This window comes from Streptosporangium sp. NPDC049078, from assembly GCF_040648855.1.
Taxonomy (GTDB): Bacteria; Actinomycetota; Actinomycetes; order Streptosporangiales; family Streptosporangiaceae; genus Streptosporangium.
On sequence record NZ_JBEZEL010000003.1, the window covers coordinates 311,411 to 331,343 of the forward strand.

The window sequence follows — 19,933 nt, forward strand, 5'->3', positions numbered from 1 at the left end:
TGCCTGGGAACTCCATGAGAACCGGGGAAGGTCTTCACGTGGACGCGCCGCCCACCCCGGGGGAGCGGGGGGAGCGGCGCGGGAGGTGAGCTGAGGGTCGGCGGCGGTGGCTGCGGGGTTGCGCACCGCGGTCTCGCTCAGCGACGGTGTCTCCGTGGCTGTCCGGTGTCGGTCCGGGCCGTCATCTCGGCGGCGCGGCCGTGCCGAACGGCTGGAGGCTAGGACTTGGTCTCGTACTCCGCCTTCATGTGGTGGGGGTGGCTGTCGGGGCAGCGCTTGTGGCTGTAGTCGTAGGGCGACGGGTTCGGCGTGCTCTTCCACGGCCCGTAGACGATGGTCTTCTTGGTGTAGTCGTTGGAGCACGTCACCTTGACCCGGACGAAGCCGCTTCCCTTGGTGCACCATGCGTGCCCTATGGGGTTGATGATGGCCACGCAGCCGCTCGGTGCGGCGAGAGCGGTTCCGGTCAGAGTGGAGCTTGCCAGTGCGGCCACGGCCGCGGCGGCGATGGTGAGTGTTCGAAGGATGCGCATGCGCACTGCCTTTCATGTGAAGCGATGGGCACTGCCCCGAACTCATGATCAAGTTCGCAGGGAAGTCTGGCGGTTATGAGATGAGTTGTCCATCGCATTCCGTGTCATCTGTTTGTCGATGCGCGCCGACAACCGCGATGATCGGTCTCCGCGGCAGAGGGCGCGGCGCGGACGCGCGGCACGGTCAGGAGTGGGGGCGGCGGATTGCCGCCGCGGGCGTGTGGAGGTCAGAGAACCCCGGCGGCCAGAGCCCCCTGGGGGAACAGGTTGTCGAACACCGCGGCCCGGTCGAACGTCATCGCGCGGGTGCGGGCGCGCTGTTCCAGCTCCTGGCGCTCGGCGGCGGACATCTCCAGGACCACCCGGTCCACGGCCGCGGCGAGGCCGCCGATGTCCCTGGGCTCGACGATGACGGCGGTGTCGCCGACCGCCTCCAGGGTCCCGCCCGTCCTGGTCGTGACGATCGGTCCGCCTCCGGCCAGCATCTTCTCGGCGAGGGCGATGCCGAAGGTCTCGACGAAGTCGGGCTCGGGCTTGGTGGGCAGGACGTAGGCCGCGCAGCCGCGCATGAGCAGTGGCTTCTCGTTGTCGTCCACATCGGTGAGGATCGTCACCCGGTCGTCATCCTTGGCCAGCGCCCGGATCTCCTCCAGCGCGGGCCCGGTGCCGGCGACGACCAGCTTCACCCGCGACCGGCAGCGCATCCGGCGGTAGGCGGCCATCAGGTCGTGGATGCCCTTCGCCTGGGTCACCCGGGACAGGAACAGGATGTATCCGTCGCGCTCCAGACCGCGTTTCGCGAGCGCGGCGTCCACGTCGGCCGGATCCGGGTCGAGGAAGGCGGCGGAGTCGATCGGCGGATAACTGACGGTCACGCGACGCCGGCACTGCTCGGCGAACGTGGTGCCGCAGTGCGCGTCCACCTGCTCGGCCGAGGCGACGATCTCCTCCCGGGTGTACTCGGAGACCGCGACGACCTCGTCGTTGGCGAGGAACGTGGTGAACAGCACGGTCGCCGCGCCGAACCGGCCCTCCCGCAGGCACGACCGGATCACGTTGGTCACGTCGGAGCCGACCGCCTTCGCGACGGTGTGCACGTCGGGCGCGAATCCGGCGGCGCGCGCGGAGACGACCGCGTCCATGACCACCGAGGTGTGCGGCACGAGATACATGGACAGGCAGGTCGTGGGCACCGGTTCGGCGAGCAGTTCGACGAGGCGCCCGGTGAGTCCCGCCTGGTGGCGCCCGTCGGGCACCCGGTAGTCGCCGACCGCCTCGGGACGCTCCACGGTGATCCCGGCGCTGTACGGCAGCAGCCGGTCGAGCGGCTTGAGCGGCAGCCCGGCCGCCTGCAGCGCGGGGATCGGCCAGGTCAGCAGGCGTACGTCGTCGAACCCGCGGGTCAGTGCCACCTCGGCGAGGTTACGGGCCTCGCCGGAATGGCCGCAGATGACCGGGTCGGCCCTGACAACGATGACGAGACGGCGGCGGGGGTTGGTCATCGTGCTTCCTTCGTTCTGGCGGGCGGATCTGAAAGAGACGGGGGGCGGACCTCCCGCCCCCACCCGGACGGTTCCGGGCCCAGCCGCAGGTGCAACACGCCGCCCCGATGCACGGTGGCGGCGCTCAGATGCGTCGCGTTCATGGGTTCGCCGTTGAGGGTCGCCGACTGGACGTACTGCGCCGGCGGGTCACGGTCGACGCCGTCGACACCGATCGGCGTCTCGCGGTGCCCGCTGGTCTCGATGACGAACTCGTTGCCGCCGGCCTTGAGCACCGCCCCGGAGAACGCGGGCGCGTTGATCAGGAACAGGTTCTGGCCGGCGATCGGGAACAGTCCCAGCGACGCCCAGACGTACCAGGAACTCAGGCCGCCGGAGTCGTCGTTGCCGGGCAGCCCGCCGGAGCCGGTGCCGAACTGCCAGGTCAGCGCCGCCTGGACCACCTCGGCCGTACGGTCGGGCCGTCCCGCGTAGTGATACGCCCACGGCGCTTCCATGTCGGGCTCGTTGTTCAGCCCCTCGAACCGGTTCAGGGCGTATCCGGCCGCCATCTCCGCAGCCTGGGGGCGCAGCCCCGGCTGCGTCACCGGTGCGGCGTCGAAGCCGAAGAACCTGTCCAGCATGCCGATGAAGGCCCGGTCGCCGCCCGCCAGGGCGATCCTCGCGGCCATGTCGTGCAGCAGCCGGAACGAGTAGTTCCACTTGCCGCCCTCGTAGAACTCCGAGTCGCGCAGCAGTCCCGTACTCGGGTCGAAGGCGTTCACCCACCGGCGGCTGCGGGCGTCGAGGTCGTCGGCGAGGCGCCGGTCGTTCATCGCCCGGGCGACCTGCGCCGTGCAGTGGTGGCCGTAGGCGAGGTCGAGGGTGTGGGTGATCGGGTGCACCACCCCGTGCTCGAAGAACTCCTCGCCGTACAGGCGACGCAGGTCGTCGACCATGTGCACGAGCGCCCAGTTCCAGTCCAGGCCCGCCCGGCCGAGAGCGTGGGCGTCGGCCAGCGCGGTGTGCGCGAGCGCGCTCGCCTGACGGTAGAACCGGTCGGCGCCGCGAGCCATCCGGTAGCCGATGGGGAAGTTGCCCTCCTCCTCGCAGACCCGGATCAGCGACTCCAGCAGATGCGCGGCCCGGTCGGGGACGATGGCCGCGAGCAGCGGCAACTGCGTCTTGTAGATGTCCCACATGGTGCACACGTCGAACGCGAACGGTCCGGAGGTCGGCCAGAACGGGCTCTCGTCGTCGGCGAAGCACGGCTTGATCAGCGAGTGGTAGAGCGCCGTCGCGAACACGGTGCGGCGGGCCGGCGTGCCGCCCTCGACCTGGACGCGGTCGAGATGGTCGCCCCAGCGGACCCTGGTCTTGGACCGCACCACGTCGAACGCCGGCCGGGTCCCGCACTCGCGCTCCAGGTTCTCCCGCGCCTGGTCGCACCCGCGCAGCGAGAACCCGAGCCGCACCTCGATCGTCTGCCCGGGCTCGGTGGGACCCATGAAGAGCATGCCGAAGGGACGCAACGTGGTGTGCCGGATGCTGTCGAAGTCCAGGCGGGTGCCGCCGTCGATGAGCCGCCGGTCGTACCAGAGCATCTGCCGCCAGCCGGGAGCGTCGACGTCCAGGTACACCGAGAGCGGGACGCCCTCCATCGCCACCGTGCCCTGGGCCCGGCCGTGGCCCATGCTCTCCACCTGCGCACGCAACGGCACGGTGCGGCCGTGCTCGATGGCGAGGCCGCCGCAGGACAGGTCGACCACCACGCGGGCGCTGCTGTGCCCGGGGAACGTGTATCGGTGCACGGCGACCTTGGTGCCGACGGTGAGCTCGCAGCGGATCCCGGTGTCGAGGGTGGCCGCGTAGTAGCCCGCCTCCGCCACCTCGTCGTGCAGCGGCCAGGCCTCGCCCAGCGCGTCCAGTGGCTGCACCATCGGGGTGACCCGGACGTAGTTGTAGTACTTGCGGATCGCGCCGGTGCCCGACTGCTGGAAGTGGGTGAACCCGGACGCCTGCAGCCGCTCGAACATCTCCTCGGGGACGCCCTCGGTGTTCTTGGTGTATCTGCCGTAGCCCGTCGGGTACGCGCCGGAGTAGGCGCAGGCCGACACCATGCCCAGCGGTGACGTGGCGCCCGGATGGGTGTTGCCCACCTGCGGTTTCGGCCACCACCAGGTAGCGGCCAGACCGTGTGCCCGAGGCAGGTCGGTGGCCGCTGTGCCGATGAAGGGATCAACATTGTCGAGGATGGCGGGACTCTACCCAGACGCGATACCGCCGTAGGTTTCGGTGAGGTGAAATCCTGTGTCCGGAGTCACAAAAGACCTGGATCGGCCGATGATTTCCGTGATCTTCTGTGATCTTCCACGACGCCCGGGAGCACCGCGACGGCGCGCGGATCCGCTCGGCGAACCCGCGCCTTCCCCCGGCCGGGGCACGCTCGGCGAACCGGCGCTCCTCACCCGGCCCTGGACGCGCTCGGCGAACCGGCGTCTCTCACCTCGGCCCGGGCACGCTCGGGATCACGTGCCTTCGGGATCCTTGGGCCTCATAACGGTGGACAGCTTGGAAAGGCCCTCGACGGCGGCGTTCGAGACCCCGACGATCTCGGCGAGAGAGGGGCCGCGCCCGGAGAGGCTCCCCATCACCGCCTCGAACGGTCCGTCGAGGTCAGGGGGCGAGGCGCTCGTGGCGGTCACCCTGACGTCGTCCTGACGCCCCGAGATCTCGTACACGCCGTCGGGGCTGCCCACGAGCTGGAAGGACACCTGTGGGAGGTCACCGATCAGCGCGGCGACACCTCCGGCGAACAGCAGGCCGTACAGGGCGGCGAGGCGCTGGACGGTGACGTCCGGCGGGCCGTCCGTCCGCAGGGTCCGCGACAGGTCGCGCTCGTGGAGCCAGGTGTCCCACAGCACGTGCAGGGACCGCACCGACCACAGGGTCTCGCGACCCGCGACGTTGCGCTCCAGGGAGGCGTCGCCCTTCTCGATCCGGGCACCGAGGCTGTCGTACTCGTCCTCCGTCACTCTCAGGAGCGCCTCGACCGTCTGCTCGGGGGACCGGCCCGCGGAGTCCTGGAGCCACAGGTCGGGAGTCGAGGCGGGATCGAACGATCCGAGCCCGTTGAAGCGGGTGTACCCCGACTGGCCGGTGAGCTCGGCGACGTGATACTCCGCCACATCGACGATGTGGCGGACGACGTCGTGAACGGACCACTCCGTGCAGTGCGTCGGAGCCGCCCAGTCGGACGGCGTCAACTCGGCGAGGCGACCGGCGAGGCTCCTGCGCTGCGTGTACAGCGCCTCGCGCATCACCTCTGGGCCGCAGCTCAAGCCCGCCCTCTCGGTGAGTGTCAGCCGGGTCGAATCAACGCTCACGAAGACTCCGCTCATTTCCTCGGGGGTGCGCAGGCTATCCGGACGGATTCGCGCCTGTCGAGAATCTTCGCGGCCATCCGCTCGTCGGACATGTCACCCGAGAAAGCCCGCTGAGTCGCCGTCCCGCCACCGTCGGGTCGCCTCCCCGGTGTCGTCGCCGAACGCTCGCGGAACCGCCCGGCGAGCCCTGACAGTTCGCAGGGCGGTGCTGCGAGGGGTCAGCAACGGTCGCGTTTGACGCAGGTGGTCGAGGCGTTGAAGAACTGCCAGATGCTGAACCTTCGTACGTAGAGGGGGGCGGAGGCCCGGCCGAGCACCTTGATCCGCCTGATGCCGGTCTGCTTGTTCATCGTGACCTTCACGCACGTCAGGCACGCCCCGTGGTATCCCGGCAGGACGAAGCGGGAGATGGTCGCGCCGCGGTGCCCCAGCCCTCGGTTGGAGAGTCCCAGCCCCACCTCCCGGTAGATGCGCCTCGACCCCTTGAGGTTGAACGCGCCGGAGCCGATGATCGCGTGGTTCGAGTTCGGGGGGCAGTGCACGAATATCCGGACGCTGCTGGCCTGGCGGGGCCACGTGGGGACGACGCGGAGCGAAGGGACCTTTTTCAGCCACGGGGGGATGGTGTTCCTGCCGCCGAAGGGAGGCAGCCAGACCGTGCTCTTGGTCTTGCTCTTGATGGTCGCGGTCGCGGTCGAAGTGGCGTTCACGGTCGCGGTGGCGCTGGCGGTGGCGCTGGCGGTGGCACTGGGGGTGGCACTGGGAGTTGCCGTGGCGAGGGGGGTGGGGGTGAGCGTGGGAGTCGGGGTGGGTGCGGCCTTGGCGCCGGCCGTGGCGACCGGGGTGGGGACGGCTCTGACGCCGTTCGTGGCGACGGGTGCGGGGGTGGGGGCGGCGTTGGCCGCGACGATCGGGGTGGGGAGGGCCTTGACGTCGGCCCTGGCGGCCGGCGCGGGAGTGGGCGGTGCGACCGGCCTGGCGGCGGCCGCGGGAGTGGGCGGGGCGACCGGCTCGGCCGGGGCGCTCGGGGCGGCCATGAGAGTGGTGGCCACTCCGATCCGGATGGCGAGACGCATGCGCTTCCTCCTGTCTGACGCCCGGGTCGCCGTACGGTCGTCACGTGGCGTGACGTGGGTGTCGGTGGAGGGGATCCGCCCGGCGGTACGAACCGGATGGGAGCATCGCGCGTGCGCCCTGACCAGGCTGATCGTCTCGATTATGCCGGTTGTGACGCAGAGTGGGGGGAGCCACGCTGGTACGGCCCCGATCGTGGCCGTACGCGGGTATGGTCCGCTTCCCCGGCGGGCGACGTGTCCCGTGCCGGATGATCCGTACGACCCGGGTGGACGCACCGCTTCCCCAGCGGTGACGTGTCCCGCGTCAGCCGGACACCGCGCGCAGCGCGCCCGGTCGGCGGCCGGTGAGGCGGTCGAGTGCGGCGGCGGTGGCGTCGTCGGCGGGGAGATGGACGATGAGGCGCTGGTCGTCGTCGACGGGTAGTTCGAGGGTTTCGTACGCCAGGCGCAGCTCACCGGCGTCGGGGTGGACCAGCCGCGTGACGCCGCTGGACTTCGGGAGGCCGGGCAGGGTGTCCACCCGCCCGGCGAAATCCGCCCCGGCGGTGACGGCGAGCTCGTCGGCGAGCGCGGCGATGTGCCAGTCCGCCCTGAACGGTCCCTGCTTGAGCGCGGCGACCTGTTCGTCGGCGACACGCTCCCAGTCGGGGTAGGCGGTCCGAGCCCGGCTGTCGGTGAACACGAAGCGGGCGAGGTTGGGCGGATCGCCGTCCAGCAGGCCGACCGGCCGCGCCAGCCGGTCGTACCCCGTCGTCCAGGCGAGGATCTCGCTCAGCCGGTTGAGCAGCAGGGCGGGGGCGGGTTCCAGCCGGTCGAGCAGTGCCCGTACGGTGGGGCGGACCGCGCGGGCCGGCGTCGGCGCGTCCATACAGGTGAAGCCGCCGTCGGTCGACTTGGAGAGCCGGTGCAGGTGGACGCGTTCGCTCGTGGTCAGCCGTAGCGCGGTGGCGAGCGCGGAGAGTACGGGGGTGGACGGGCGGCGGTCTCGTCCCTGTTCGAGCCGGGTGAGGTATTCGACGCTGACTCCGGCGAGCGTGGCGAGCTCGGCCCTGCGCAGGCCCGGCGTGCGGCGGCGGGGTCCGGTGGGCAGACCCACCTCGGCGGGGGTGACGGCTTCACGGCGGATGCGCAGGAACATGCCCAGCTCGTTGTCGCTCACGTTTCGAACGTAACAGGCCGTGGCCGCCGTGGTCGTGGCCCCGCCACTACCAGTCTCGGCCCGGTCTTCCTGGTCTCCGCGCCGCCCGGCAGGTTGGGGGACGTGACCCCTCCGGTCACCCATGAACCCGTATCTCCAGCAGGGAGCACAGCCATGCCCAGTGAGACCCTCAACCTCGCGGTGATCATCGGTAGCGTGCGGCAGGAACGGTTCGGCCCCGTGGTCGCGAACTGGTTCGTCGAGCGGGCCGAGCGGCACGGCCGGTTCGCGGTGGACCTCGTCGATCTGGCGGACACGCCCCTGCCGCTGGAACTGCCGCCTCTGCCGCCGGTGCTCGAACCCGACATGGCCCGTCCCGCCGAGATGGCGGACCTCACCCGGCGGATCGACGCGGCCGACGCGATCGTCGTGGTGACGCCGGACTACAACCGCAGCTTCCCGGCCTCGCTGAAGGCCGCGATCGACTGGCACTACACCGAGTGGGAGGCGAAGGCGGTCGGCTTCGTCGGCTACAGCGGGGGGAGCGGCGGCCTCCTCGCGATAGAGCAGCTGCGGCAGGTCTTCGGCGAGTTGCACGCCCACACGGTCCGCGACTACGTCAGCTTCCCCCGGTACTTCGAGCTGTTCGGCCCCGACGGCGACCTCAAGGAGCCCGAGAGGCACGACGCGAACGCGAAGGCGATGCTCGACCAGCTTCTCTGGTGGGGCTCGATCTTGCACGACGCCCGGCGCGACCGCCCGTACACCCCCGAGGGGTAGGAACCGCTCGAAGGGCTGTCCCTCGCCCGCCACTCGAACGCGGGCCTCCCGTAGGACCCGCCGGAAGGAGCGCCCCGTACGGGCGGGAACCCCCGGGTCGGCCGACGGGGCGGGCCGGACCCGGAGGTTCCCGGGTGTCATCGGTGCAGCAGCTCGAAGAGCGTGAGCCACCGGTCGGGATGGACGAACGCCACCACGGTGTCACGGTCGACCCGCGCCTGCGCGAACGCGGCGTCGACCCGGTGGGACGCGTACCGCATCCGCAGCGAGGCGTGCAGCGAACCGCCCAGCCCGGTGAAGCCGTACTCGACGAACTCCCGCCAGGCCGCGTCCCGGCCGCCGGGCAGCAGCGGGACGGGACGCGACTCGATCCGCAGGATCGCGGAGTCGACGGCGGGCACCGGCCGGAAACTCGCGCGGCCGACGTGGCCGAGCAGCTCCCAGGAGTGGCCGGGCCAGGTCAGCACGGTCAGCTTGCTCCAGCGGCCGAAGTCGCCGGAACGCTTGCGCGCGTACTCCAGCTGGGTGAGCAGGGTCGCCGAGGTGAGCGCCGGTGCGCGCAGGCACCAGTCGACGATCTTCGAGGTGATCGAGTACGGGATGTTCCCGGCGACCGCGAACGGCTCGCGCGGGACCCTGGCGGTCAGGAAGTCGCCCCTGACCACCTCGATCCGGTCGTCGTCGCGGGTACGGGCGGCGAGTTTGCCCGCGTGCAGCGGGTCGATCTCGTACGCCACCACCCTGGCGCAGCTCCCGGCGAGGGCGAGGGTGAGGGCACCCTCGCCCGCGCCGGGCTCCAGGACCAGCTGGTGCGATCCCGCCGCCTCGGCCATCCGCCGCACGGCGTGCGGATCGACGAGGAAGTTCTGCGAGAGGGTGCGTCTGGCGCGGTCGCGGTCACTGCGGCCACCGCCGTTCTTGACCTTTCTCTGGGTGTGTGAATGGTTTCCGTGCGCGAAGGAGTGCGCCACAGCTTTTCGCCCTTTCGGGTCCGAGGTGAAGGAAGGTCTCGGAGGCCCTGGGCGCGCTCAGGGGACGCGTGCAGAACGGAAAAATCAGGTGAACGCGGTCCCCTAGCGGGCCGAAGGCCGGCTGTGGCGGGGACGGATCACGTAGCCGGCCGTCTGGCAGGCGAAGTACAGGCACATGGCCCTAGACGGTACGACCCGTCTCGTTTCGTTGCAACGGGTTTTCCTGCGGCGCGGCACACCGGGGGCGGCTCGTGAAAGGGCGCCCCGGCGCCTCGCGGGCGCCGAGGAGGGCCGAGGAGGGCCGAGGAGGTCGGTGTGGGCGGCGCGGCCGGGTGCGGTGAGGGGACCGCCCGCGCCGCGCGTCACGACGGGGAGGGCACGCCGCGCGAGATGCGGTCGCGCAGCCAGTGGTAGGAGGCCTTCGGGGTGCGCGTACCGGTGGGGAAGTCGACGTGCACGAGCCCGAAGCGCTGGCTGAAGCCCTCGGCCCACTCGAAGTTGTCCAGCAGGGACCAGACGTAGTAGCCGCGCACGTCCACCCCCTCGGCCCGCGCCCGCCCGAGGGCCTCGATGTGGCCGTCGAGGAAGGCGATCCTGCCCTGGTCGTCCACGGTCCCGCCGGGACCGGGCTCGTCGGGCTGGGAACAGCCGTTCTCGGTGACGTAGACCGGCGGGAGCGCGTCACCGTACCGGGCCTTGAGACCGCAGAGCAGTTCGCGCAGGCCGTCGGGGACGACGGGCCAGCCGAAGGCGGTGGTGGGGTGGCCGGTGACGCCCACGTCCTCGAAGGGGAGGCCCTCACCGGTGGGCGCGCCGATCCGAGTGGGGTTGTAGTAGTTGATACCGATGCCGTCGAGGGGCGTGCCGATCAGGTCCAGGTCGCCGTCGCGCACACAGTCGAGGCTCACCCCGTACGCGGACAGGTCGGGATAGGCGCCGAGGAGTACGGGGTCGTTGAACAGGCGGTTGTGCAGGGTGTCGTAGGCGTCGGCGGCGGCGAGGTCGGCGGGGTCGGGGGAGGCGGGCCAGACCGGGGTGCAGTTGTTGGTGATCAGAACCTTCTCCGCGCCGCGCGCCCGCAGCTCCCGCACGGCCAGGCCGTGCCCGAGCAACTGGTGGTGGACGGCGGGCAGCGCGTCCAGGACGAGGGTCCTGCCGGGGGCGTGGGTGCCCAGGGCGTAGCCGAAGACCATGTGGATGAAGGGCTCGTTCAGGGTGATCCACAGGGGGACCCGGTCGGCGAGCCTGTCGGCCACGGCCGCGGCGTACTCGGCGAAACGGTAGGCGGTGTCGCGGTTCAGCCAGCCGCCCTCGTCCTCCAGGGGCTGGGGCAGGTCCCAGTGGAAGAGCGTGGCCGCGGGGACGATGTCCTTCTCGTGGAGCGCGTCGACGAGCCGGTCGTAGAAGTCGAGGCCCGCCCGGTTGATCGCGCCCTTGCCGTCCGGCTGGACGCGCGGCCAGGCGATGGAGAAGCGGTAGGAGTTCACCCCGAGATCGGACATCAGCCCGATGTCCTCCGGCCAGCGGTGGTAGTGGTCGCAGGTCACGTCGCCGGTGTCGCCGTCGCGGACGCGGCCGGGCTCGTGGGAGAAGGTGTCCCAGATCGAGACACCTCGTCCGTCCTCGGCGACACCGCCCTCGATCTGGTAGGACGCGGTCGCCGTACCCCACAGAAACATCCCGACCTCCAGATAGCGCGAGTCTGGCTCATGTTAATCCCTCGGTCTGTCCGTGGGGGATGATGGGGAGATGACGAACGTCTCCGGGGGAACGCTTCGCCGTCGGCCCGCCCAGCGCCGCAGCCTGGAACGGGTGGAGCGCATGCTGGACGAGTGCGCGCGACTGCTGGACGAGGTCGGCTACGAGGCACTGACCACCAAGGAGGTCGCGCGCCGCGCGGAGGTGCCCATCGGCACCTTCTACCAGTTCTTCCCCGACAAACAAGGACTCGTGCGCGCGCTGGCGCTGCGCAACCTGGAGGCGTTCCTCGGCCGGGTCACGGCCAGGCTCTCCGAGGTGCGGCTGTCGGAGTGGACGGAGATGGTCGACCTCGCGATCGACGAGTTCGTCGCGATGAAGCGGTCCACGCCGGGCTTCGGGGTCGTCGACTTCGGGGAGGTGCTCGCCACCCCCGGCGGTCCCGCCGTCAAGGGGACCAATCGCATGCTCGACGCCGCGCTGGAGAACAACGCCATCGTGGCCGACCGGCTCCGTACGATCATCGTCGAGGTGGTCGGTGCCCCGATCGGACCCGAGCTGGACCGGGTGCTCTTCGTCGCGGTGGAGGCCGCCGACGCGGTGCTCAAGCTCGCCTTCCGCTCCCTGCCCGACGGGGATCCCGACCTGATCGTCGAGTGCAAGCACCTGGTCCGCCGCTACCTGTCGGCGCACCTGCCCCAGGACTGACCTGCCCTTCCCCTGCGGACGACGGCCGGTTCCGCCGGCCCGTCAGCGGGGCCGGCCGGCGAAACCGGCCGTCGTCGGTGAGCGTCGCCGGGGAATCCGACGAGGCCGCGGTGGGTGCCGTCAGCGGGCGGCTTCCAGACGGGCGCGGTGCTCGTCGTCGAGCTTGAGGTCCAGGGCGCCCAGGGCCTCCTCCAGCTGGGCGATGGAGGTCACGCCGACGATCGGGATCGTCCGCACGTCACCGCCGATCAGCCAGGCCAGCACCACCTGGTTGACGGTCGCGTTCAGCTCACCCGCGATCTCCCGCAGCACGGCGAGCCCGCGCGTGGTGCCCGGGTGATCATAGATGTCCTGGATCGGGCGGTCCTCGCGGGTGTAGGCGCCGAACATGAGCGTGTTGTACGCCCACAGGGTGAGGTCGGACTCCGAGCGCAGATAGTCGAGCATGTCGTCCTGGGCCAGGACGTGGCCCCCCTCCCGCAGCGGCACCCCGGGCCGGGGACGCAGGTAGGTGTGGCGGAGCTGCACGTTCGTGTAGGGCGGCCAGCCGTTCGCCCGCGAGACGGCGCGGGCGCGCTCCAGGCGCCAGGCCGGTACGTTGCTCGCGCCGATCTCGCGGACCTTGCCCGCCTGGGCGAGCTCGGCGAAGGCGCCCAGGGTCTCCTCCAGGGGAACGGAACGGTCTTCGAGGTGTGCCCAGTACACGTCGACGTGGTCGGTGCCCAGCCGGCGCAGGCTGCCCTCGGCGGCGGCGGCGATCACCGGGGCGGACAGGCCCTCGGCGGAGTCCAGGGTCCGGTCACCGGGGACGGTCGGCCGCCCGCCGCACTTGGTGCTCAGCAGGATCCGGTCGCGGTTGCCCCGGGCGGCCAGCCAGCGGCCGATGGCGAGTTCGCTCTCGTCGCCGGTGGCGCCCTCGTTCCAGAACGGGTAGTTGTTCGCGGTGTCCAGCAGGGCGCCTCCGGCGTCGATGAACCGGTCGAGGATCGCGAAGACGGTCTTGTCGTCGACCGTCGTACCGAAGGGGATGGTGCCCAGAGCGAGGGGGATGTGAGTCATGGGCACCACCTTGAATGCTGGAGTGAACTCCAGGGCAAGTGGACGGCCGGGAAATGATGGAGAAAAACTGTTTGTGAGGGCCGGGAGGGCATAGGTAGGGTTATGCGTGGTTTATCCCCTGGACTCTCTGCAGGTGGATATGACAGGGCTCTGAGCCGGTGTGGGCACACCGGATCGGGGCCGTTTTTGGTTGTGCCGATTCGTCGGTGGCGACAGGTCGGCAGGGGCGACTTTTCGGTTAGGCGGTTATTCGATGGGGGCCACGAGTGTGAGTGTGTACACACCGAGACAGGTGGTGGAGGAGACCGGCTTCAGCCTCGACACGCTCCGCTACTACGAGCGGATCGGGTTGCTTGAGTCGATCGACCGCAACGCGGCCGGGCAGCGCAGGTTCACCGAGAAGGACGTCGGCTGGCTCGGCATGGTCCGCTGCCTGCGCGACACAGGCATGCCGGTCGCGGAGATGATCCGCTTCGCGGAGATGATCAGGGAGGGCGACCACACGGTCCACGACCGGATCGCGCTGCTCGAAGCCCACGACCGGCGGGTGCAGGAGCAGGTCGAGAACCTGCGCGAGCGGCAGCGGGCGATCCGGAACAAGATCGCGTACTACCGCTCGGTGGCCGACTAGAAACCGCGGGGCCCGGCCCTGGCGGGAGGTCGGGGGCCGCGCGGCCCACGCCGACGGTGGGCGATAGGCCGTGCGGCCCGTGCCGGTGGTGGACGGGGGATCGTGCGGCCCGCGTTGGTGGTGGGCGGGGGATCGTGCGGTCCGCGTCGATCCGCCCTCCCCGAGAACCGCGCGGCCCGCGTCGATCCGCCCCGTCGGCGGCCGCGTGTCCAGGTCGGTGGGGAAGGGGGCTGCCGCGCGGTTCGTATCGGCGTGACCCCTGAGATATATGGCCGTTCAGAAGTCGTACGACGGCTTTGCCCCCCGCCGAGGTGCCCTTTTCGGTCCGGCTGTTAAACCGGTATCGAGGTCGGGTGTCCGGGGAGGGGTAATGATCGCACCGCGGGCACGCCGGATCAACATTCCGCTGCGTCACGTCGCTCTGATGTGCGGGGGGATGATGTTCGCCCTTCTCGCCAATGTGACCTACCTCCAGGCGCTGGACTCCGAACGGCTCAACGAGGACCCGCGCAACCGGCGGACGATGATCGCGCGCATGGAGAACCCCCGGGGCGGGATCCTGCTCCGCGACGGCACGGTCGTCGCCACCAGCCGCAAGGCGGGGAAGGCCGCCTACCGGTACCGAAGGGTCTATCCCGGGGGTCCGCTCTACGCCACGATCACCGGGCACTTCTCGCTCCGCGGCACCGGCGGCGTCGAGCAGGCCGAGGAGGCACTGCTGTCGGGCAAGGACCCCAGGGTGAAGGTGCACGGGCTGGTCGAGGGCACCCGCGACGGCGCCACACTCAGGCTCACCGTCGACGGCGCTGCCCAGCGGGCCGCGTACGACGGGCTGCGCGCCACGGGAAGGCCCGGCGCCGTCGTCGCGATCGATCCTCGCACCGGCGCGATCCTCGCCATGGTCTCGCTGCCCTCCTACGACCCGAACCTCTACGCGAGCTTCGACGCGGCCATCCTCGACATGACGGACAAGCGGCTGCGGGGCGACCCCGCGGACCCGCTGCTGAACCGGGCGATCCAGCGGACCTACCCGCTGGGATCGGCCTTCAAGGTCATCACCAGTGCGGCGGCGCTCGGCTCGGGACGCTACGACCTCGGCACCCACGTCGGCACCCCGCCCTCCTTCCACCTCCCCGGCGCCGGCACCCACCTGCGCGACGGCCGCGCCGCCTGCGGCGACGTCGACCTTCCGCTGCTCCAGGCGTTCAGGCTCTCCTGCGACACCCCCTTCGCGAAGATCGGGATCGACCTCGGCCAGGACGCGCTGCGCGAGCGCGCGGAGGCCTTCGGGTTCGACACCGACGACCTGGAGGTGCCCATGCCGGTGACCAGAAGCGTCTATCCCGCCGAACTGGACGACGCGCGGACCGCGATGTCGGCCCTGGGACGGTCCGACGTCCGGGCGACCCCGCTCATGATCGCGATGATCGCGGCGGCGGTGGCCAACGACGGCTCGCTGATGCGTCCCCATCTCGTGGACGAGGTCCGCCTCGCCGACGGCACGGTGATCGACGTGACCGAGCCCTCGCCGTACCGCCGCGCGGTCGGCGCCGAGGAGGCGGAACGGCTCACCGAGATGATGATCGCCACCACCGGCAAGGAGAGAACCGGTGCCGCCGCGGCCTTCCGGAGGACGAAGGGTGCGGGGAGGACCGGTACGGAGGAGAACGTCCCCGCAGGGGAGGACCACGCCGTCTTCAGCGGCTTCGCCCCCACGGTCTCCCCGCGGATCGCCGTCGGAGTGCTGGTCGAGGGCGGCGGCCCCGACCGGCGGGCGGCCTCGATCGCGAAGGGCGTGATCGAGGCGTTCCTCGGCGGTCAGGCCGAGTAGGCCCTCGCCTGGAGGCCGTAGAGGTCGGCGTAGAGGCCGTCCAGATCCATGAGCTCCTCATGGGTGCCGTGCTCGACGACCTCGCCGTGGTCGAGGACGTAGATCCGGTCGGCGTAGCGGACGCTCGCCAGCCGGTGGGTGATGAGCAGCACGGTGCGCCCGTCGGCGTGCCGCCGGATGCGTTCGAACAGGGCGTGCTCGGCGCGGGCGTCCAGGGCGGCGGTGGGCTCGTCGCAGATCAGCAACGGGGCGTCCCGGTGGAACCCCCGGGCTATGGCGATCCGCTGCCACTGGCCGCCCGACAGCTCCTGGCCGTCCTTGAAGCGCCGGTCGAGCAGGGTGCCGTAGCCGTGCGGCAGCTCGGCCACCACCCGGTCGGCGCCCGCGACCTCGGCCGCCGCGACGAGCGCCGGCTCTCCCTTGTCGGTGCCCATGCTGATGTTGTAACGGGCGGTCAGCGGCCAGCGCGTGTGGTCCTGGGCGATGACCGCGATGCGAGTGCGCAGCTCGTCGGGATCGACGTCCGCCAGGTTCGTGCCGTCCCAGCTGACCCGGCCGCTGTCCGGTTCGTACAGCCCCGACAGGATCTTGGCCAGGGTGGTCTTGCCGGAACCGTTCTCCCCGACGAGGGCGATCACCTCCCCCCTGCCGATGGTGACCGTGAGCCCTCGGAGCGCGGGCTCCGTGGCTCCCGGGTAGGTGAAGACGACGTCCTCGGCGGTGATCCGCTCGAAATCCTCCGGCGCCCGCGCCGGGCGTCCGGCGGGCAGCCCGCTCTCGGTCTCGACGCAGAAGTCGAGGAAGTCGGTGAAGTACAGGCCCTCCTCGTAGAGGCGGTTCGTGGCGTGCATCAGGTTGGCGAGGTAGGTCTGGCCGGAACGGATCGCGAGCACCGCGGTGCCCGCGACCGCGAGGGGGACCGCGCCCATCGCGAGCAGCACGCCCAGGGCGACGTAGACCACGGCCGTGCCGACGCCGCCCAGCGCCTCGCCCACCACCCGCGCGAGGGCCTGGCGCCGTGCCAGTCCGAGCATCACGTTCTGCTCGGCCGTCGCCACCGCGTCGTACATCCGCATCAGGAAGCCGCGCATGGTGAACGAGCGCACCTCCGCGGCCGGCTCACGATCGGCCAGCAGCTCCGCGATGATCCATTTACGGCGCCTGGCCGGGATCAGGGCGTACATCGTCGTGTAGCGCATGCGCGCCGCGCGGACCGCCGCCCACGCGTCGGGGAGCACAGCGAGCACCAGCAGCGGCAGCAGGACCGGGTGCAGCACCCCCAGCACGCTCGCCGCGGCGACGATGCCGATGAGCGCGGTCAGCGTGTTGATCGCGGTGCTCACCACCTCGTCCGCGACGTCGACCCCACGCCCCCTGGCCCGCTGGAGCGCGTCGTGGAATTCGGGGTCGTCGAAGGACGCGAGGCCGACCCGGCTGGTCAGCCCGTACAGACGTTCCTCGGCGATCCGGCCGACCTGGGGTTCCAGTCGCGACTGTGCCCAGCCCGCGCCCGCCTGCGTGAGGGTACGCAGGGTCGCGGCCACCCCCACCAGGATCAGGCTGGGCAGGGCGGCCCGCACCCGCTCGGGGGTCGGTCCCGCCTCGAACAGCGCCGACAGCACCCCCGTCGTGGCGAACAGCCCGAACGCGGTGAAGATCCCGCCCAGCAGGCTCAGGGTGATCGCGACGACGGTGTCACGGGGGTCGGCCAGCCACGCCAGCCTGACGGCCTGCGACACCAGCGCGGGAAGCCTGCGAGCGATGGTGAGGAAGCCGACCTTCGCCATCTTGTCGGTGTGGGCGTACCAGCCGGAGACGCTGATCTCGCCGATCTCGGGAGCTTGGTCGGCAGGGGAGTCTGTCATGGGAGCAGTGTGAGTCGACGCGTCGGTGATGGCCATCGGATGGCCGGGGGCGGCCAAGGCCGGGCGGGACGATCCACGCGGGCGGCTTGACGAGAAGCCCTTCCCTTCGAGGAAGGAGGAGTCGCAGGCGAGAAAAGGTGCTAAGAGTTGGGCATGGTTCGGTAATTGATGTCACACTTTCTGTGACGGTTCTATCCGCGACCTCGTTAAGAGCCGATGACCCAGGACACCGCACACGCCTCCCTCACCGGAGGCAACCTCCCCCTCGAACCCAACGGTTTCGTGGGGCGTGAAGCCGACGTGGAAGAGCTCATCGACCTGCTGGGTGTCGCCCGGGTGGTGACGCTCTGCGGTGCGGGCGGCATCGGCAAGAGCAGGCTCGCGGTCCGGGTCGCGCGTCAGGTGGCGGAGGATTTCCCCGGCGGCGTCTGGCTGGTCGAGCTGGCCGACGCGGTGCGCGGCGACCAGATCGAACCCCGGGTGGCCGCCGTGCTCGGGGTGAAGGCCGAGCCGTCCCGTGCGCTGGCCGACACCCTGATCGACGCGCTCGGCGACCGGCGGCTGCTGCTCGTCATGGACAACTGCGAGTCGCTCATCGAGGAGGCAGCGAGGTTCTGCCGCGCCGTGCTCACCGTCTGTCCCGACGTGCGCGTGATCACGACCAGCCGCGAGCCGCTCAGGGTGGCGGGGGAGACCGTGTGGCGGGTGCCGCCGCTCACCCTGCCCAGGGGGGGCGACCACGACCTCGGCACCGGCGAGGCGGTGCACCTCCTCCTCAACACCAGCGAGGCGGTGCGCCTCTTCGCCGACCGCGCCACCGCCGCCTCGCGGGCCTTCTCCGTCACCGAGCAGAACGCGGCCGACATCGTCGGGCTCTGCGAGGCGCTCGACGGGATGCCGCTCGCGATCGAGCTCGCCGCGGCCCTGTGCAGGGTGCTGACCGTGGAACAGATCAACGCCAGGATCAGGGACAGGTTCCGGCTGCTGTCCGCGGGCGACCGGACGGCCCCGGCCAGGCAGCAGACGCTCAGGGCCACCGTCGACTGGAGCTACCAGCAGCTCAACGAGCCCGAGCGGATCCTGCTGCGCCGGCTGGCGGTCTTCACCGGCGGGTGGACGCTCGACATGGCCGAGCAGGTCTGCGCGGGCAACGCGCTGTGGGCCGAGGACGTCCTGGGGGTGCTCTGCGACCTGGTCGACAAGTCGCTGGTCCTGGCCGACGCCCAGGTGGCCGGCGAGACGCGTTACCGCATGCTGGAGACGATCCGCGAGTACGCCGTCGAACAGCTCGACGCCTCGGGCGAGGAGCCCGAGTTCCGGCGGCTGCACCGCGACCACATGATCGAGGTCGCCGCCAGGATCCACCGGACGATCGTCCGGCGCCCCCGCCCGACCTGGCCGGAGATCTGCCCGATGCTCGTCATGCTGGACGAACTCCAGGCCAATGTGTGGGCGGCGGTGCGCTGGTCGGTCGAGTCCGCGGGCGACCCGGAGAGCGCGCTGCGCCTCCTCGTCCTGCTGCGCTGGCCGATCATCGCCGGAGGGAGGTTCACCCCGGCCGACAAGTGGCTCGACCGCCTGCTCGACGCCGCACCCGAGGAGCTGACGCCGTGCGTGCGCGGCGACGCCCTCGCGCTGCGCGGGCAGGTGGCCTTCGGGCAGGGCGACCCCGACACCGCGCAGATCGCCTGCACCGCCGCGGTCGGCCTGTGCCGCGAGGCGGGCCTGTACGGGCCGCTCAGCGGCGCGCTCGCCATCCTCGCCTGGGTGGCCATCTACCAGCGGCGCCCCGAGAGGGTCAGGTCCCTGCTCGACGAGGCGCTGGAAGCCGTACGCACGGTCGACGACCCCTGGCACGAGACGGTCATCCGTTCCATGGAGGGCACGTTCGCGCTGTCCGAGGGCAGGGCGAAGGAGTCACAGCGATCCTTCGAGGCCGCGCTCGCCATCGCCCACGAACTCGACAACCACTGGGCCGCGCCGGTCGCCCTCATCGGCCTCGCCCAGGTCGCCTGGCTCCGCGGCGACCTCGTGGAGGCACGCGTCCGCTACGAGCGCGCCCTCGACATGCTCCAGGACATCACCGCCCACTGGCAGGCGATCACCTGCCTGTCGGGGCTCGGCCGGATCGCGCTGGCCCAGGGAGACCTCCCCACCGCGCGGGTCAGGCTGATCGAGAGCCTGAGGCTCTGCATCGGGACCGGACAGCGGCTCGGCGTGGCCCGCCGCATCGAGACGCTCGCACAACTCGCGCTCGCCGAGGAGGACGACCGCCGGGCGGTGCGCCTGGCCGGGGCCTCCGCCGCGATCAGGAGCGCGATGAGCGGCGCCGTACTGCCACCCGGGTTCGGGGCGCGGATGGAGGAACTGCTCCAGCCCGCCCGCGCGCGCCTCGGTGACGCGCTCGTCGCCCAGCTGTGGGCGCACGGCCAGGAGATGTCCCAGGAACAGGCGGTCCGCTACGCGCTGCAGTTCGACGAGCCGTCCGAGGCGCCCCTGCTGCTCGGCAAGCATCCGGTCGCGGCCCCGCTGACCACGCTCACCTGCCGCGAATGGGAGATCGCCGAGCTGATCGCGAGGGGGATGAGCAACAAGGCCATCGCCGACGAGCTGGTGATCAGCCCCGCCACCGCCGCCAGGCACGTCGCCAACATCCTGGGCAAGCTCGGCTTCTCCTCCCGCACCCAGGTGGCGACCTGGGTCATCGAGCAGAACCGCCCTTAGTGCTGTGACCGGAAAGGTTCACCGGGTCGCTGCTCGCGGTGGTCAGGCTCGG

At 71.0% G+C, this 19,933-nt stretch carries 15 protein-coding genes; 5 read left to right on the forward strand and 10 right to left on the reverse strand.

Going from position 1 to position 19,933, the window contains the following annotated elements; translation table 11 throughout:
• Positions 1 to 218: 218 nt before the first annotated feature.
• From AB0B90_RS06460 to AB0B90_RS06485, 6 genes are all read right to left on the reverse strand, one after another.
• Positions 219 to 533, reverse strand: a complete 315-nt coding sequence (locus AB0B90_RS06460) for a hypothetical protein (RefSeq protein WP_362921144.1) — start codon at positions 531 to 533, stop codon at positions 219 to 221.
• A 227-nt stretch (positions 534 to 760) separates the two neighbouring features.
• Entirely contained in the window at positions 761 to 2,035 is a 1,275-nt protein-coding gene (locus tag AB0B90_RS06465) for a glycosyltransferase (protein ID WP_362921146.1), read from the reverse strand.
• Complete coding sequence (locus AB0B90_RS06470) at positions 2,032 to 4,269, reverse strand: glycoside hydrolase domain-containing protein (RefSeq protein WP_362921337.1); 2,238 nt, start codon at positions 4,267 to 4,269, stop codon at positions 2,032 to 2,034. The genes AB0B90_RS06465 and AB0B90_RS06470 overlap by 4 nt, the downstream gene beginning before the upstream one ends.
• A gap of 273 nt (positions 4,270 to 4,542) precedes the next feature.
• The gene (locus tag AB0B90_RS06475; RefSeq protein WP_350949298.1) at positions 4,543 to 5,400 is read right to left on the reverse strand and encodes a maleylpyruvate isomerase family mycothiol-dependent enzyme; all 858 of its coding nucleotides are present in this window, start codon (positions 5,398 to 5,400) and stop codon (positions 4,543 to 4,545) included.
• Positions 5,401 to 5,618: 218 nt separating this feature from the next.
• Complete coding sequence (locus tag AB0B90_RS06480; protein WP_350949297.1) at positions 5,619 to 6,476, reverse strand: hypothetical protein; 858 nt, start codon at positions 6,474 to 6,476, stop codon at positions 5,619 to 5,621.
• Between the two features lie 304 nt (positions 6,477 to 6,780).
• The gene (locus AB0B90_RS06485; RefSeq protein WP_362921149.1) at positions 6,781 to 7,635 is read right to left on the reverse strand and encodes a helix-turn-helix transcriptional regulator; all 855 of its coding nucleotides are present in this window, start codon (positions 7,633 to 7,635) and stop codon (positions 6,781 to 6,783) included.
• A gap of 153 nt (positions 7,636 to 7,788) precedes the next feature.
• Here AB0B90_RS06485 and AB0B90_RS06490 point away from each other — a divergent pair, with 153 nt between their 5' ends.
• Positions 7,789 to 8,394: an NAD(P)H-dependent oxidoreductase gene (locus AB0B90_RS06490; RefSeq protein ID WP_362921151.1), complete on the forward strand. Its 606-nt coding sequence runs from the start codon at positions 7,789 to 7,791 to the stop codon at positions 8,392 to 8,394.
• Positions 8,395 to 8,531: 137 nt separating this feature from the next.
• Here the strand turns inward: AB0B90_RS06490 and erm are convergent, their stop codons facing one another.
• Together erm and AB0B90_RS06500 are read right to left on the reverse strand one after the other, a co-directional pair.
• Positions 8,532 to 9,365 carry an ErmE/ErmH/ErmO/ErmR family 23S rRNA (adenine(2058)-N(6))-methyltransferase gene (erm, locus tag AB0B90_RS06495; protein WP_362921153.1) on the reverse strand — a complete coding sequence of 278 codons (834 nt, stop codon included), beginning with the start codon at positions 9,363 to 9,365 and terminating at the stop codon, positions 8,532 to 8,534.
• A 362-nt stretch (positions 9,366 to 9,727) separates the two neighbouring features.
• Positions 9,728 to 11,044, reverse strand: a complete 1,317-nt coding sequence (locus AB0B90_RS06500; RefSeq protein WP_362921155.1) for a GH1 family beta-glucosidase — start codon at positions 11,042 to 11,044, stop codon at positions 9,728 to 9,730.
• Between the two features lie 70 nt (positions 11,045 to 11,114).
• Here AB0B90_RS06500 and AB0B90_RS06505 point away from each other — a divergent pair, with 70 nt between their 5' ends.
• Entirely contained in the window at positions 11,115 to 11,771 is a 657-nt protein-coding gene (locus AB0B90_RS06505; RefSeq protein WP_350949292.1) for a TetR/AcrR family transcriptional regulator, read from the forward strand.
• 120 nt (positions 11,772 to 11,891) lie between these two features.
• On the opposite strand, the gene AB0B90_RS06510 is transcribed toward AB0B90_RS06505, so the two are convergent.
• A complete protein-coding gene (locus AB0B90_RS06510) occupies positions 11,892 to 12,830 on the reverse strand; it encodes an aldo/keto reductase (protein ID WP_362921157.1) in 939 nt (312 codons plus the stop codon).
• Positions 12,831 to 13,104: 274 nt separating this feature from the next.
• On the opposite strand from AB0B90_RS06510, the gene AB0B90_RS06515 reads away from it, so the two are divergent.
• Entirely contained in the window at positions 13,105 to 13,461 is a 357-nt protein-coding gene (locus tag AB0B90_RS06515) for a MerR family transcriptional regulator (RefSeq protein WP_362904973.1), read from the forward strand.
• Positions 13,462 to 13,831: 370 nt separating this feature from the next.
• A complete protein-coding gene (locus tag AB0B90_RS06520; protein WP_362921159.1) occupies positions 13,832 to 15,292 on the forward strand; it encodes a penicillin-binding transpeptidase domain-containing protein in 1,461 nt (486 codons plus the stop codon).
• Here AB0B90_RS06520 and AB0B90_RS06525 read toward each other — a convergent pair.
• Positions 15,280 to 17,157, reverse strand: coding sequence for an ABC transporter ATP-binding protein (locus AB0B90_RS06525; RefSeq protein ID WP_362921161.1), 1,878 nt, complete (start codon positions 17,155 to 17,157; stop codon positions 15,280 to 15,282). The genes AB0B90_RS06520 and AB0B90_RS06525 overlap by 13 nt on opposite strands.
• 216 nt (positions 17,158 to 17,373) lie before the next feature.
• Here AB0B90_RS06525 and AB0B90_RS06530 point away from each other — a divergent pair, with 216 nt between their 5' ends.
• Positions 17,374 to 19,881, forward strand: a complete 2,508-nt coding sequence (locus AB0B90_RS06530) for a tetratricopeptide repeat protein (protein ID WP_350949287.1) — start codon at positions 17,374 to 17,376, stop codon at positions 19,879 to 19,881.
• Positions 19,882 to 19,933: the final 52 nt, after the last annotated feature.

Excerpts from the sequence above, each read along its gene's own strand:
- AB0B90_RS06460 (WP_362921144.1), bottom strand. The coding sequence starts at position 533 with ATGCGCATCCTTCGAACACTCACCATCGCCGCCGCGGCCGTGGCCGCA.
- AB0B90_RS06465 (WP_362921146.1), bottom strand. The coding sequence starts at position 2,035 with ATGACCAACCCCCGCCGCCGTCTCGTCATCGTTGTCAGGGCCGACCCG.
- AB0B90_RS06480 (WP_350949297.1), bottom strand. The coding sequence starts at position 6,476 with ATGCGTCTCGCCATCCGGATCGGAGTGGCCACCACTCTCATGGCCGCC.
- AB0B90_RS06490 (WP_362921151.1), top strand. The coding sequence starts at position 7,789 with ATGCCCAGTGAGACCCTCAACCTCGCGGTGATCATCGGTAGCGTGCGG.
- AB0B90_RS06500 (WP_362921155.1), bottom strand. The coding sequence starts at position 11,044 with ATGTTTCTGTGGGGTACGGCGACCGCGTCCTACCAGATCGAGGGCGGT.
- AB0B90_RS06505 (WP_350949292.1), top strand. The coding sequence starts at position 11,115 with ATGACGAACGTCTCCGGGGGAACGCTTCGCCGTCGGCCCGCCCAGCGC.
- AB0B90_RS06510 (WP_362921157.1), bottom strand. The coding sequence starts at position 12,830 with ATGACTCACATCCCCCTCGCTCTGGGCACCATCCCCTTCGGTACGACG.
- AB0B90_RS06520 (WP_362921159.1), top strand. The coding sequence starts at position 13,832 with ATGATCGCACCGCGGGCACGCCGGATCAACATTCCGCTGCGTCACGTC.
- AB0B90_RS06525 (WP_362921161.1), bottom strand. The coding sequence starts at position 17,157 with ATGACAGACTCCCCTGCCGACCAAGCTCCCGAGATCGGCGAGATCAGC.
- AB0B90_RS06530 (WP_350949287.1), top strand. The coding sequence starts at position 17,374 with ATGACCCAGGACACCGCACACGCCTCCCTCACCGGAGGCAACCTCCCC.